The 14296-nt window shown below is 64.9% G+C and carries 14 protein-coding genes; 2 read left to right on the top strand and 12 right to left on the bottom strand.

What is annotated here, in order from left to right; translation table 11 throughout:
* Positions 1-22: 22 nt before the first annotated feature.
* From ABDB81_RS28635 to ABDB81_RS28660, 6 genes are all read right to left on the bottom strand, one after another.
* Positions 23-1321 carry an amidase gene (locus ABDB81_RS28635; protein ID WP_346814220.1) on the bottom strand — a complete coding sequence of 433 codons (1299 nt, stop codon included), beginning with the start codon at positions 1319-1321 and terminating at the stop codon, positions 23-25.
* Positions 1322-1345: 24 nt separating this feature from the next.
* Positions 1346-2065 carry an ABC transporter ATP-binding protein gene (locus tag ABDB81_RS28640; protein WP_137926605.1) on the bottom strand — a complete coding sequence of 240 codons (720 nt, stop codon included), beginning with the start codon at positions 2063-2065 and terminating at the stop codon, positions 1346-1348.
* Positions 2062-2844 (bottom strand): ATP-binding cassette domain-containing protein, encoded by a 783-nt coding sequence (locus ABDB81_RS28645; RefSeq protein ID WP_137926604.1) that lies wholly within the window; start codon positions 2842-2844, stop codon positions 2062-2064. The genes ABDB81_RS28640 and ABDB81_RS28645 overlap by 4 nt, the downstream gene beginning before the upstream one ends.
* Positions 2841-4046, bottom strand: coding sequence for a branched-chain amino acid ABC transporter permease (locus tag ABDB81_RS28650; protein WP_346814221.1), 1206 nt, complete (start codon positions 4044-4046; stop codon positions 2841-2843). Before ABDB81_RS28650 ends, ABDB81_RS28645 begins: the two co-directional genes overlap by 4 nt.
* On the bottom strand, positions 4033-4962 hold the full coding sequence (locus ABDB81_RS28655) for a branched-chain amino acid ABC transporter permease (protein ID WP_137926602.1): 930 nt from the start codon (positions 4960-4962) through the stop codon (positions 4033-4035). Before ABDB81_RS28655 ends, ABDB81_RS28650 begins: the two co-directional genes overlap by 14 nt.
* A gap of 69 nt (positions 4963-5031) precedes the next feature.
* Positions 5032-6204, bottom strand: coding sequence for a branched-chain amino acid ABC transporter substrate-binding protein (locus ABDB81_RS28660; RefSeq protein ID WP_346814222.1), 1173 nt, complete (start codon positions 6202-6204; stop codon positions 5032-5034).
* 400 nt (positions 6205-6604) lie between these two features.
* Here ABDB81_RS28660 and ABDB81_RS28665 point away from each other — a divergent pair, with 400 nt between their 5' ends.
* Both ABDB81_RS28665 and ABDB81_RS28670 read left to right on the top strand, forming a co-directional pair.
* Complete coding sequence (locus ABDB81_RS28665; protein ID WP_137926600.1) at positions 6605-6844, top strand: hypothetical protein; 240 nt, start codon at positions 6605-6607, stop codon at positions 6842-6844.
* A 320-nt stretch (positions 6845-7164) separates the two neighbouring features.
* The gene (locus ABDB81_RS28670; RefSeq protein ID WP_160474531.1) at positions 7165-7884 is read left to right on the top strand and encodes a response regulator; all 720 of its coding nucleotides are present in this window, start codon (positions 7165-7167) and stop codon (positions 7882-7884) included.
* A 4-nt stretch (positions 7885-7888) separates the two neighbouring features.
* On the opposite strand, the gene ABDB81_RS28675 is transcribed toward ABDB81_RS28670, so the two are convergent.
* The 6 genes from ABDB81_RS28675 to ABDB81_RS28700 form a co-directional block, all read right to left on the bottom strand.
* Positions 7889-8269 carry a response regulator gene (locus ABDB81_RS28675; protein WP_249359514.1) on the bottom strand — a complete coding sequence of 127 codons (381 nt, stop codon included), beginning with the start codon at positions 8267-8269 and terminating at the stop codon, positions 7889-7891.
* Positions 8270-8539: 270 nt separating this feature from the next.
* Entirely contained in the window at positions 8540-9730 is a 1191-nt protein-coding gene (locus ABDB81_RS28680; protein WP_346814223.1) for a porin, read from the bottom strand.
* Positions 9714-9992 carry a XapX domain-containing protein gene (locus ABDB81_RS28685; RefSeq protein WP_137926597.1) on the bottom strand — a complete coding sequence of 93 codons (279 nt, stop codon included), beginning with the start codon at positions 9990-9992 and terminating at the stop codon, positions 9714-9716. The genes ABDB81_RS28680 and ABDB81_RS28685 overlap by 17 nt, the downstream gene beginning before the upstream one ends.
* A gap of 26 nt (positions 9993-10018) precedes the next feature.
* Positions 10019-11629, bottom strand: coding sequence for an MFS transporter (locus ABDB81_RS28690; protein WP_346814224.1), 1611 nt, complete (start codon positions 11627-11629; stop codon positions 10019-10021).
* A complete protein-coding gene (locus ABDB81_RS28695; protein ID WP_346814225.1) occupies positions 11626-12060 on the bottom strand; it encodes a DoxX family protein in 435 nt (144 codons plus the stop codon). The genes ABDB81_RS28690 and ABDB81_RS28695 overlap by 4 nt, the downstream gene beginning before the upstream one ends.
* A gap of 195 nt (positions 12061-12255) precedes the next feature.
* A complete protein-coding gene (locus ABDB81_RS28700) occupies positions 12256-14124 on the bottom strand; it encodes an amidohydrolase (RefSeq protein WP_202126874.1) in 1869 nt (622 codons plus the stop codon).
* Positions 14125-14296 lie beyond the last annotated feature (172 nt).

Here is a 14296-nt window from a genome sequence, read left to right on the forward strand (position 1 = left end):
GGAATGCGTGGAAGGCAGGCGCTTATCGCGCTTGCAGCGACATCTCAAGTTGATGGGCAACGGCCAGTGCGCGTGCATCGGCATGGCGCGCGGCGGTGACGGTCACACCCACCGGCATGCCCGTGACACCGGTACCCGTCGGCACATGCACGCACGGCGTGCCGAGCAGCGTCCACATGCGGCAGAAGATCGGGTCGCCCGTGGCTTGCAGGCCCGCAGGCGCTTCGCCTTCCGCGCTGGGTGCGAGGATGGCGTCGAACCCTGCCAGGGCATCGTCCAGTGCCAGCCGCGCGCGCTCGGCCAGCGCCAGCGCGGCGTGAAAACGCTCGCCCGATACGGCACGCCCGGCTTCGAGCTGTCGAACGAACGCGGCGCTGAACTGTGCCGATGGATTGCGCGCTTCGGGTGCAAAGGCGGCCACAGCCTCAAAGGCCATGATGTCCATCTGTGCCTCGGTCAGGCCATCGCAGGCAGCGGGGAGGTCGAATGCATGGACGGTGGCACCCGCGCGTTCCAGTGCGCGCACCGCGGTGTCGAGCGCGGCGCGCGCATCGGCGCCAGCGCGCTCCCAGTGCGGTGTGCGGCAGATGCCGATGCGCAGCGTTGTCTTCTGGGCCAGTGTCGCGTTGGCAATCGATGCATCGCGGGCCAGTGTACCGATGAACAGCGCGGCATCGTCCACACGGCGCGCGAGCACGCCCACGGTGTCGAGACTCGGCGACAGCGGCTTGATGCCAGCCAACGGCAAGGTCGCATGCGTGGGTTTGTAGCCGACCACGCCGCAATACGAAGCGGGGCGAATCACGGAGCCTGCGGTCTGTGTGCCAAACGCGAGCGGCACCATGCCAGCCGCAACAGCAGCGGCCGAACCACTCGACGAGCCGCCCGGCGTATGAGGCCGATCCGCAGGCGCACGCGGATTGCGTGTGGGGCCGGGCTGGAACGTGGCGAATTCGGTGGTGACCGTCTTGCCGACGATCACCGCACCGGCATCGCGTGCCAGCGCCACGGCAGCCGCGTCGATGGTTGGCCGGTGCCCGCGATAGATCGGCGAGCCATAGGTCGCGGGCATGTCGATCGTATCCATCAGGTCCTTGACGCCGATGGGCACGCCCTGCAGCGCGGCAGTGCCGCCTACGGTGTCGTTGGCCCGTGCCTGCGCAATCGCGGCATCGGTGCCCACGTGTTGCCATGCCAGGATGCCCGGCTCCAGCGACGCGATGCGGGCCAGCGCCGCGCGTGTCACAGCCTCCGCCGTGAGATCGCGCTGCGCGATCATCGTGGCCAGCGTGCGCACCGGAAAATCGAGAAAATCGTCCATGATCGTCTGCCTCAAATCCGTGGGTCAGCCGAAGTACGCTGCGCGTACTTCGTCGTTCTCGCGCAGCGCCTGCGCCGTACCTTGCGCCACTACGCGGCCCTGCGAGAGCACATAGCCGTGGTGCGCGATGGCCAGCGTCTGGCGCGCGTTCTGTTCGACGAGCAGCACGGTCATGCCCAGGGCGTTGATCTGCTGGATGACCTTGAAGTTCTCTTTCACGTACAGCGGCGAGAGGCCGAGCGAAGGCTCGTCGATTACCAGCAGGCGAGGCTGTGCCATCAGCCCACGGCCAATCGACACCATCGCCTGTTCGCCGCCTGACATCGTGCCCGCGAGTTGCCCAGACCGCTCGCGCAGGCGCGGAAAGATCTCGTAGACATTGGCGATGCGTTCGCGCACCGTGGCGGGATTCGCTTCGAGAAAAGCGCCCAGCGCGAGGTTTTCGGCGACGGTCATGCGCGGAAACACCTTGCGGCCTTCCGGGATGCACGCAATGCCGCGCGCGATGATGTTGTGCGTCTTCTCGCCCGCGAGGTCGTCGCCATCCCACAGGATGCGGCCTTTGCGCGGCGGCGTGAGACCGAGGATCGAACGGATCAGCGTGCTCTTGCCCGCGCCGTTGGCGCCGAGGATGCAGGTGATCTTGCCCGGCGGCACCTCGATGGACACATCGTGCAGCACGTTGACCTTGTCATAGCCCGTGGTCAGCCCTTCCACGCGCAGTGTGGTGTCACTCTGGCTCATGCGGCTTCCTCTCCCAGGTAGGCGGTCTGCACGTCGGGGTCGGCGGTGATCTCTGCGTAGGTGCCTTCGGCAATCTTCTTGCCGTAGTTCAGCACGATGCAGCGATCCGTGATCCGCTCGATCACGTTCATCTCGTGTTCGATCAGCACGACGGACAGGTCCTTCAACTTGCCCCGCACCTGCAGGATGTCGTTCATCAGTTCGTGGGTCTCGTCATGCGTCATGCCTGCCGAGGGTTCGTCGAGCAGCAGCAGGCGCGGGCGGCTCAGCAGCGCGCGGCACACCTCGATACGGCGGCGGTCGATCATGGTGAATGTTTCCACCGGTTCGAACAGTCTCGCCGCCAGCGGCGGACTGAAGATGTTCAGCAGTTCCAGCACGGATTCCACATAGCGGTCGTATTCGGCCTTGAACGCCTTGCGGCGGAACAGGTTGAACACAAGACCGTGGCTCATGTTCTGGTAGTCGCCGATCACGATGTTGTCGAACACGGTCAGCGGCAGCGATAGCCGCGAGCGCTGGAACGTGCGCGCCACGCCGCTGCGGTAGATCTGCTGCGGCGTCTTGCCGATGACCTGCTCGCCGTCGTGCGTGATGGTGCCTGCGGTGGCCTTGTAGATGCCGGTCAGGACATTGAAGAACGTAGTCTTGCCGGAGCCGTTGGGCCCCAGCAGGCCAAGGATCTCGCCGCGATGGATCTCCAACTGCAGCTTGTCCAGCGCGGTCAGCCCACCAAAGCGCATCGTCAGGTCGCGTACCTCGATCATTGCGTGGCTCATTGCGCATCCTTTCGCGGGAAGAACAGCCGCGTCTTGCGGGGCATCAGGCCATCAGGGCGGAACAACAGGATCACGATGACCAGCGCCGCGTAGAACAGGAAGCGGTATTCCTGGATGAACTGCAGCTTCTCTGGCAGCACCAGCACGATGATGGCGGCGGGCACCAGGCCCACCACATTGCCAAGGCCGCCCAGAATCACGATCGACAGCATCAGCAGCGAGTCGGCGAACGTGAAGTTGTTGGGCGCCACGAACGCGGTGACCATGCCGTAGACACTGCCGGCCACCCCGGCAAAGAAGTTGCCGAGCATGAAGGCGATGACCTTCCAGCGCGCGATATGCAGGCCGAACGTGGCCGCAGCGGTTTCATCGGTGCGCACCACGTCCATGGCCAGGCCCACCCACGACCGTTCCAGCGCCTTGACGATTGCGAACGTACCGGCGCAGATCAGCAGACTCAGCAGCGCGTAGCTCGCATAAAACGAGATGTCGACGCCAAACAGCGTCACGCCCTCGTTGAACTGGAAGCCGAACAGCGTCATGCCGGGCACCTGCAAACCTTGCGGGCCGCCGAGCACGTCGTTGACTTCGAGGAAGGTCTTGAACAGGATGCCGAACGCAATGGTCACCAGCGCGGCGTAGTGTCCGCGTGTACGCAGCACCGGCGCGATCAGCAGCGAGCCGATCACCGCTGCCGCGATGCCCGAGAGGGCGATCACCAGCAGATGCGGGATTGGCGTGTGCGCAGCCAGTACGGCCGTGGTGTAGGCGCCGATACCGAAGAACGCTGCACCGGCAAAGTTCGAAACACCGGCAAAGCCGAACTGCACGGTCAGGCCCAGGCATGCCGTGGTGTAGAGCAGCACGGCGCACAGCATCAGCAGCACGAAGTGGCTCTCGTGGAACAGCACGATCAGTGCGAGCGTACCGCCCAGTGCCCAGAGGCGCGATTGCCCGGGGCGATGTGCGGCGGCTTGTTCGACGGTTTTCACCAGCCCCAGCTTTCCGGCTGCGAACAATGCCACCACGGCCACGGCCAGCAGCACGCCAACGGCGATCTGCGATTCAGCATGCAGGAAAAAGTACAGGTAGGCCACCAGGACCACGGCAGCCATGGCGAGCACGGTGCCCGGACGGCGCAGGCCGCCAGCCTGCGTGGCGGCTGGCGTGATCGGTTGAGAGACGTTGTCAGACACGTTCACTGGCTTTCTCCGCGATGAGTCCGGTCGGTTTGAAGGCCATCAGCACGATGACCACGGCAAAGGCGAACACGTCCTTGTAGGCGCTGGGAATGTCGGGTACCAGTGCAGGCAGCAGGGCACTGCCGAGCACCTGCAGTGCCGCAAACAGGAAGCCGCCCAGGATGGCGCCGTAGAGGTTGCCCAGTCCGCCGAGAATGGCGGCGGCAAAGCCGATCACGCCGAGCAGCAGACCCACATTGAAATTGATTTCGTTGTAGTAGAGGCCGTTCATCACACCGGCCAGCGCGGCCATGGCCGAGCCCAGCGCGAACGTGGCCAGCACCACCACTTCGAAGTTGATACCCATCAGCCGTGCGGTCTCGCCGTCCTGCGCCACGGCGCGGATGGCCATGCCGAAGCGCGTGCGGGTGATCAGCAGGTGTACGCCGATGATGATGGCTACGCCGGCGGCCAGCAGGATCAGGTTGTCCACGCGCAGCGTCAGTGCGCCGAGCGAGAACTGGCCGCTTGGCAGCAAGGCCGGAAACGGCTTCGGGTTCGAGCCATCGGGGTAGAACAGGCGCACGGCTTCACGCAGCACCGTGCCCAGCATCAGCGTGGCCAGCAGCGTGTTGAGCGGCGGCGCGCGGCGCAGCGGCAGGATGAGCAATCGCGCAATGCCGGCACCGAGCAGGCCGGTCACCACCACCGCGCATACCACCACGGCCAGCAACTGCAGCAGCGGCGACTCCACATGCAGCGCCACCACGCCTGCCGAGGCGGCCAGGCCGGCGAACGCGCCCACCATCAGCACGTCGCCGTGCGAGAACTTGATCACGTCGAGCACGCCAAAGAACAACGTGAACCCCACGGCGACCATCGCGTAGATCATGCCGAGCATCAGCCCGTTGAATACGTACTGCCCCAATACACTCATTCGCTTTCCCCCGAATTCCGGATGGCACGGTCCGGGCGACGCACGTTGCGCGCTGCCCGGACGCAACGCTTACAGGCCGGACAGCTTCTTCTTGCCGCGGCCATAGGCGCTGTCTTCCCAGATCACCCACTTGCCGTCTTCCACCACGTACTTGGTGATCAGCGGCACGATGTTCTGGCCGTGCTCGTCGAAGGTGACCTTGCCGATGATGGTGTCCACGTCCTTGGTGCCGTTGAGCATGTCACGCACCTTCTTGCGGTCCGGGCCTACCTTCTCCACGGCATCCATGATCAGGTTGGCTGCGGAGAACGCGAACGGGCCGTAGGCTTCGGGCGGCTCGCCGTATTTCTGCTGGGTGTAGCGTTCCATGAAGAACTGGCCGCCTGGCAGCTTTTCCAGCGGGGCGCCTTCGATGAAGGCCAGCGAGCCTTCGGAGAGCGGCTTGCCCACGCCTTCGATATAGGCGTCGGACTTGATGCCCGAGGTGCCTTCGAACTGGGCCTTGATGCCGAGCTTCTCCATCTGGGTGCGGATGCGCACGCCCAGCGGCGTGAGGCCGCCGAAATAGACCACGTCCGGCTTGAGTTCGCGGATCTTGGTCAGCTCCGTGGTGAAGTCCTGCTGGTCGGCGGTCACGCCAAAGGTGCCGACGATGGTGCCGCCGTCCTTCTTGAGGAATTCACTGAAGTACTTGTTGTGGCCTTTGCCGTAGTCCGTGGTGTCGTGGATGATCGCCCACTTCTTGTACCCCAGGCCCGTCATGAACTTGGCGGCCACTTCGCTCTGGTTGATCATCGTGCCGTTGACACGCATGATCTCCTTGAAGTTGTTGCCGTAGGTGACTTCGGGCAGCACCGCGCCCCACACCACGGCCGGCATGCCGAAGCGGTTGTAGACGCCTACCGTGCCCATTGCCACGGCGGAGCAGAAGTGGGTCACGCCGCCGACGATGGACTTGTCCGCTGCGATCTTGGTGGCCACTTGCACGCCCACGTTCGGGCGGCACTCGTCGTCCTGGACCACGAGTTCGTAGGTGTACTTGGCTTTCGGATCGGCATTGCGCAGGCGCACGGCCAGGTCTGCCGAGTTGCGGCCACCGAGGCCGATCGACGACACGCCACCGGTCAGCGGACCCACAAACGCGATCTTGACGACTTCCTTGGCCTGCACGGGCGCGGCCATCAAGGCCACGCCGGCGGCGGTTGCCACGGCGGCGGCTACTGCGATTTGTTGCTTGCGCACTCTCTTCCCCCTGGGTTGGACGACATGGTCGGGACCCAAACCGATGCGGAAAGTCTTCTGCACCGTATTCAAGTCACTTGAATCCTATGCAATGCCCATGCCAGACCGCAAATATCGCTAACCCCTAGTGCTGAGGGAGGGTGGCGGACGGTTTTTCCTCTTGTGGTGCGGGCTGGCGGTGCGCGGCATGCCCGATCGGCGCGCATCGGGCACGCTCGCGGTGCGCCGCACTGGAGGAACCGGGAACGGAAGTAGCGGACAAGGGCCGCAATCATCCCTTCGTATAAGGCCGGCATGCGAGTGCGCTACCAGGGTTGTGCCATCGGGCAATGCACAGGCGGGGCCCGCCTGCCTACTATTGGCTCACAGGGCGCGCGAGTGTGCCGCCAAGGGGGAAAACATGGATCAATCTGCCGGACTCGAAGTGATTCGCCTGCGCGCCGCTGCGTCGGCCCTGACGCAGGATGCGCGGTTGTGGCGCTGGTTCTCTGACCAGATGGAAGAACATCGCCTGAACTGCGAGCGCAACCGCGATTTCTGGCGCATCACCGTAGCGGGACGTGAACTGGCCTGTGACCGTTCATTCGACGTGGCCGTGCGTGCCGCCTACACGTTGAGCCGCGCGCTGGAGGCGCTGTAGTCACCCGACGTGCCTCGTCGTATCGAGGACGCCATCGCGGTGCAGTCAGTGGGCGTCCATGCCGATGACGCCTGGCGTTTTGCAAAATCTGAAAAAGCATTGATAATCCGCCTCGCGTAGGGCGGATTCACGTCGGCGGCGGGCGCTTACCTATCAGAGGCCCGCGTTATTTCGTCGCGTCATTATGCAGCTCCGGCTTATCCGCCGCAGCCTGTCCGCCCGCCTGCGCCACGCGCTGCGTGCCTCGGGAAGATCCCCGGAGCCGGGCAGGATGTCACACCGGATGCATAGTGAGAGTTGCGATGAACGGCAGGGCCGCCATGTTGAGCGAACAATTTGACGATGCGGCCGATGGCGCCGACGCAGGGAGCGATGGAGACGGCGTGGTGCTGGTCGTGGACGACGACCGCGACGTGCGGCATGCGTTGTCTGGCCTGTTCCGCTCGATCGGACTCGCCACGGCATCGTTTGCATCGGGCGAGGAACTGCTTGCCCATGGATTCCCGGACCGGCCCACCTGCATCGTGCTCGATGTACGGTTGCGCGGCGCCAGCGGACTCGACCTGCAACATCAACTGAACGACGCGGGCAAGCGTGCCTCCATTGTCTTTATCTCGGGCTACGGCGATGTGCCGATGACCGTGGCGGCGATGAAGGCCGGCGCCGTCAACTTCATCGCCAAGCCCTTCCGCGAACAGGACCTGCTCGACGCAGTGAACGAGGCGCTGCAGCGCGATCGCGAGCGCCGTCAGGCCACGTCGCAGACGCGACAACTGCGCGAACGCTTTGGCGGACTGACCGGCCGCGAGCAGGAAGTCATGCAACTGCTGGTGCGCGGGCTGATGAACAAGCAGGTGGCAGACAGCCTCGGCATCAGCCAGGCCACCGTCAAGATCTATCGCGGACAGGCCATGCGCAAGATGCAGGCCCGCACGTTCGCCGAACTGATCATCATGGCGCAGACACTGGGCCTGGTGCAGGCCGACGATATCCCGCACGTCCAGCCGGTGGGTGCCGGCCAGCGTCAGGCTACGGCGTAGCGCATCAATCTTCCGGACGGGACTTCAGGGCGTTCTCGATGCAGTCGAGGATATCGGTGTCCTGGAACGGCTTGCTGAGAAAGCAGGTGGCACCAGCGGCGCGGGCCCGCTGCTCGTAGCCTTCGTGGGCAAAGGCGGTCATGAAGATCACCGGCATCTTGTGTCCGGCCGCACGCAGGGTCTCGCACAGCGTGAAGCCGTTCATGACCGGCATCTGCACATCGGTGATGACACAGGCGATATCCGCCAGCAACGGCGATTGCAGCAGTTCCGGACCGCCGCCATAGAGTTCGACAGCCATGTCGAGGGAGCGCACCAGTCGTCCGATGGCATGCCTGACTGAAGCGTCGTCATCGACGATGGCAATCATGGGGATGGCAGTCACACGCGTTCCTTGAATAGTCTTGAGCGGCGATACAGCTCACCGCTTGCTCGCAGCATAATCCGGGTGGCTCCTGCCCCCAATCATACGGTGGTATTGCCAGGGCGCCGGAAGCCCCTCCGCTGACTGGCGGGAGACCCTCCGCAGGGCCCGCCCGCACGCAAAAGCCGCACAAGGATATGCGCTTCGGAACGACTCCGCCACGATTCAGCGCAGATTCATACCATGGTATGAGTTCACGATGGAGCGTGCCCAGCGGTGCCGCCAATCATGTCAGAAGCTGTGCCGCATGCCGAGTGCAAAGGTCTGCGGATCCGCGCCGGCACTGACGCCGAGTTCGTTGATGGCAAAGTCATACACGGCATTGCGCTTGTTGTTGATGCGGCTGTAGAACGCGAACAGCGCCGTGCGCTTGGACAGCGGATAGTCGTAGCCCACCGTGAATTGCGTGGCGCCCGTTTGCGAACCGCTGCGGAAGAACCCGACGGTATCGGTGGACGAGCCCGTGCCGTTGGCGGCAAGCGCGAAGCCCAGCCGCAAACTGCCCACGCCGATCTGCTGCACCAGCGACGCGTAATAGCCATTGCGTTGCAGGTCACCGGTATCGGTGCGGTAGTGCAGGTGTTCGTAGAGTGCCGAGATGCGCGTGCCTTTGAACAACTGATAGGCCACGCCGACCTTGATCGCATCGTCATTGCGTCCTGCCGCCTGATAGTGCTGGTGCATCTCGTAGGCGACAGTCGCGTTCAGCGGTCCCTTGTCGTAGACCACGGCCGCCGAATAGAGCGCGGGATTGCGCGGCACGGTGGTCTTTTCTTCGGGCAATCCCCAGCCCAGCCAGACGCTGACGCCGGCCATCTGCGGCGAGCGGTATTGCACGATGTTCTTCTGGCGCCGGTCAAACGAACTGGTGTCCTGCACGTTGTCCGACGTCGAGGTCGAGCCATTGCCGATCAGCGCCATATACCCCGCGGTGGTGGGGTAGTACGGATCGTAGGCCATCGTTGCTTCGGTGTACGGCGTATGCCAATGGCCCATGAACAGCAGGCCGTAATCGCCCTGCAACCCGATGCGCGAGTTGCGTGTGGCGATGCCGCCCTGGCCGTTGTCGATCGACAGGTTGCTTTCGATCTGCCACAGCGCCTTGAGCGAGCCACCGAGGTCTTCTTCGCCGCGCAGGCCCCAGACGGAGCGGTAGTTGGTCTGGCGCACCACGCTGCCCAGCGACGTGCCATCGGTGGCCGTGCTGGCGCGCGAGTATTCGATGGCGGTGTTGAGACGGCCGTAGAGGGTGACGGTGCTGGCGAGGGCGGGAAGCGGTAGTGCGGCGAGAACGGTTAGCAGCAGACGCAGGCGCTTGCCCTCTCCCCCGGCCCCTCTCCCGCCGAGCGGGAGAGGGGAGCAAATATCGCGGGAGAGGGGAGCAAACCGTCGGGAATGCAATCCTTCAATGTGCCGACGCATCGCCATCCTTCTTCTCGTTCGATGCCACCAGCGGGCCCGGCGTGCCGGTGATCTTCGGCACGCATTCCGAGTGGAACCACGCGGCCGTGACCGGTTCGCCGGCGATCATGCGCTTGATCGGCGGCACGACCTGTTCGCCGATCAGCATGCCCAGCAGGCCGAGCAAGGCCACGGCGGGCGGCGCAGGCGAACGGACCTGCATCAGCGCATAGATGATGCCGACGAGCACGCCGGCGCCGAGGGAGACGAGATAGATTTTCATGGTGGCTATCGATATGTTGTGAAGGATCAGCGTGCGTCCGGCGGCAGTCCCACGCCCAGCAGGTGGCGCACACGCGGCGGCTCGGTGCCCACGTGGAAGCCCGCCACGCCACGCTGCAGATCGGCATCGGCATTGGGCACGCGACGGTGCTGGCGCATGTGCTCGGCCCACGATTCGACGAGGAACCATTCGGTCAGCAGTTCCGGATCGGTGGGGTCTTCCATCACGCCCCAGCTGAACGCGCCATCGCGCAGGCGTTCTTCGGAGAGGCCATGCACGGCGCGCAGGAACGCGTCGCGGCTGGCAGCCGGGATGCAGTACTCGATCAGGATCATGACGGGGCCACGATCATGCGCGATCTCGTCGGCCATCTCGGGTTCGGCCCAGTGGCGTGCAGGTGCCAGGTCTTCCTCACCGCGCGGCAGGCGGATGCGATGCAGCAATATCGCCGCCACCACGAGGCCGATGCCCGCGATCAGCAGCGCATGGGGCGTGCCCATGGCTTGCGCCACGAAACCCCACAGCAGGCTGCCGCCAGCCAGCGCGCCGTTGAATACCATCTGGTACACCGCCAGCGCGCGGCCACGTACCCAGTTCGGCAGGATGGCCTGCGCGGCACCGCCCAGCGTGGTCAGCGCCATGATCCATGCGGCGCCGAGCACCAGCAGCAGCGGCAGCGCCAGCCAGACCGGTGGCGCAAACGACAGGCCCGCCATGACGGCAGCCGTGGCGATGGCCGAGGCAAGCACCACGCCGTCGCTATCGAGCTTCTTCTGCAATGCAGGCATCGTCAGCGCGCCGACGATGGCGCCTGCACCCACGGCGCCAAGCAGCACGCCATAGAGTCCGGCGCCGCCGTGCAGCAATTGCTTGGCGACGAGCGGCAACAGCGCCCAGACACTGCTGCCGAAAGCGAAATGCACCGCCGCGCGCAGCAACACGATGTGCAGTTTGCTGTGCGCGCGTGTGAAGCGCAGCCCGGCGCGGAAGGCGCTGAAGAAGTGCTCGCGCAGCGGATCGCTGGCCTGCTTCGGACGCTTCCACCACACCAGTGCGCCGATCACGAAGATATAGCTGACGAGGTCCGCGCCATACGTCACTGCCGCGCCAAAGCCGGCCAGCAGCAGGCCGCCCGTGGCGGGGCCGATGGCGCGTGCGATGTTGACGCCGAGCGCGTTCAGCGCCACGGCTTGCCGCAGCGTGTTGGATGGCACCAGTTCCGGCACGATGGATTGCCACGTCGGTCCCATCATCGCTGCGCCGATACCGCCCACGAAGGCCAGGCCGATCAGCAGTTCGATGTTCAGCCCGTTCTGCCACGAAAGTAGCGCCAGCGTGCCGCTGACACCCGCCAGCAGGAACTGGATGGCGATCAGGAAGCGTCGGCGGTCGAGGATGTCTGAGAGCACGCCGGCCGGAATCGCCAGCAGGAAGACGGGCAGCGTAGCGGCAGCCTGGATGGTGGCGACGGCGGCGGGCGACGAGGAAAGATCGGTGGCCAGCCAGGCGCTGGCCACGTCGCGCATGAAGCTGCCGACGTTGCCGAGCACCGTGGCTACCCACAGCACGGCGAACGTGGGCTGCGCCAGCGGCGCGAACGATCCTGCCGGCTTGGCGGTTGCGGTGGCCTGCGTCATGCGCGGCCCCGCTGGTTCAGGTCATGCCAGGCCACGAGGATGAAGGCGCCCACGAGACCGAGATGCTCGAAGAACGCGTTCATCAGCATGAATTCGGCTTCGGGCGGTGCGCTCCAGAAGCGGTTTGCCATGAACGTTGCGGCCAACGTGAAAGCCGCCAGCGCGAGTGCGCCGAGCCAGCGGAAGACGCCGAGCAGGATCATGGCCGGTGCAGCCAGTTCGAGTGCGATGGTGGCGGCAGCCAGCGGCACCGCAGGCGACAGGCCAAAGTGCTGCATCTCGGCCACGGCACCCGGGAAATCGAACAGCTTGACGAGTCCGCCTTGCAGATAGGCCGCGCAGAGCAGCAGCAGGGCGAGCCAGTGGAGCCAGCGGGGGAGGTGCCGCTGATGACCGCCGGCTACCGCCAGCGAGGATGAGGAAGGGGGCATGGCGGGGTCTCCGGGGAATTCAGAAAATCGGGTGAGGCGTTTCTTGCTCCCCTCTCCCGCGAAGTGGGAGAGGAGCTGGGGGTGAGGGCGGGGGGTTCTGCTTGCTGATATCGCAGTTAGAACCGCTGGCCCTCTCCCCCGCCCCCTCTCCCGCAGAGCGGGAGAGGGGAGACAACATAGCGGAGTGGTGAGGTATCAGAACGCCCAGCAAGAACATCCCAGCGCGCCCCAGAACGTGCTTTCGTCCGAAGTCGGTGCGCTGGTGGTCCACGCCTTGGCGTGGGCATGGCCGTGAACGCCGCAGGAGCTGGCGCAGCCGCAGGCGGTGTTCATTGCCAGCTTGGTTTGCGCCGTGGGGCGTGGCTGGTACTTGCTGCCGTGGCGGGCCGGCGACCAGTCCGGCATGGCCGGCGGAATCTCGGGCGAGAGCTTGTCGAACTCGTGGTCGCCATAGACCACCTTGCCGCCGAGCACGGTCATCACCGAGGTGATGTCCTGGATGTCGTCGCCCGGCACGGCGAAGTAGTCGGCGGAGAGCACGGCCAGGTCGGCCAGTTGACCGGCCTTGATCTGGCCCTTCTTGCCTTCCTCCGACGAGAACCACGTGTTGGCTTCGGTCCACAGGCGCAGTGCGGTTTCGCGATCGAGCAGGTTGGCCTGCGGATACATCGACATGCCACCCACGGTCTTGCCGGTGGTCAGCCAGTACAGCGAGACCCACGGGTTGTACGAGGCCACGCGCGTGGCATCGGTGCCTGCACCAACCTTGACACCTTTTTCCAGCATCTTCTTGATCGGCGGCGTGGCTTCGGCAGCCTTGGCACCGTAGCGTTCGACGAAGTACTCGCCTTGATACGCCATGCGGTGCTGCACGGCGATACCGCCGCCCAGTGCCGCAATACGGTCGATGTTGCGATCGGTGATCGTCTCGGCGTGGTCGAAGAACCAGTTCAGGCCGGTGAACGGCACGTCCTTGGCCACCTTCTCGTAGACGTCCAGCGCGCGCGTGATGGTTTCGTTGTAGGTGGCGTGCAGACGCCACGGCCAGCGCTTTTCGGCCAGCAGGCGGATCACGGGTTCGAGATCGCCTTCCATCGACGGCGGCATGTCCGGACGCTCGACGCGGAAGTCCTCGAAATCGGCAGCGGTGTAGACGAGCATCTCGCCCGCGCCGTTGTGGCGATAGAGATCGTCGCCCTGGCCTGGCTTGACCGTCGATGTCCAGGTCTTGAAGTCCGACAGTTCTTCCTTCGGCTTCTGCGTGAACAGGTTGTAGGCCAGGCGCACCGTGAGCTGCCCATCGCGGTGCAGTTCCTCGATGATGTTGTAGTCCTCAGGATAGTTCTGGTAGCCGCCGCCAGCATCGATCACGCCAGTCACGCCCAGGCGGTTCACTTCGCGCATGAAATGGCGCGTGGAGTTCTTCTGGTACTCGGCCGGCAGCTTCGGACCCTTTGCCAGCGTGGCGTACAGGATGGTCGCGTTCGGCTTGGCCAGCAGCAGGCCGGTCGGATTGCCAGCCTTGTCGCGAATGATCTCGCCGCCCGGTGGGTTCGGCGTGTCCTTGTTGTAGCCCACGGCGCGCAGCGCGGCGGCGTTCAGGATGGCGCGGTCGTACAGGTGGAGGATGAACACGGGCGTATCGGGCGCCGCGGCGTTCAGTTCCTCGATGGTCGGCAGGCGCTTCTCTGCGAACTGGTGTTCGGTGAAGCCACCCACCACGCGCACCCATTGGGGCGCGGGAGTGCGGGCGACCTGGTCCTTCAGCATGCGCATGGCGTCGGCCAGCGATCGCACGCCGTCCCAACGCAGTTCCATGTTGTAGTTCAGGCCACCACGAATGATGTGCATGTGGCTGTCGATCAGCCCGGGAATGGCCCGCCGGCCATTCAGGTCCACTACCTTCGTTGTCGCGGCCGCGAGCTTCATGACCTCGTCGCGCGTGCCCACGCTGACGAAGCGGCCATTCTGGATGGCCACGGCGTCAGCTTGCGGGTTGGACTTGTCAAGGGTGGTGAACTTGCCGTTGACGAGGATGAGGTCGGGAGTCGAGGACGGTGACATGGCAAAAAGCTCCGAAGAGGCTGCTGCGCCCAGGGCAGCAGCCGAGGCAATGAATTGCCGGCGGGATACGGACATGAAGCGTGAACCTTAGCTGTTGATGAAGGCGAGCAGGTCGGCGTTGACCTGATCGGCGTGCGTCACGCACATGCCGTGCGGCGCGCCCGGGTAGATC

Source organism: Cupriavidus sp. DL-D2, assembly GCF_039710735.1.
Taxonomy (GTDB): Bacteria; Pseudomonadota; Gammaproteobacteria; order Burkholderiales; family Burkholderiaceae; genus Cupriavidus.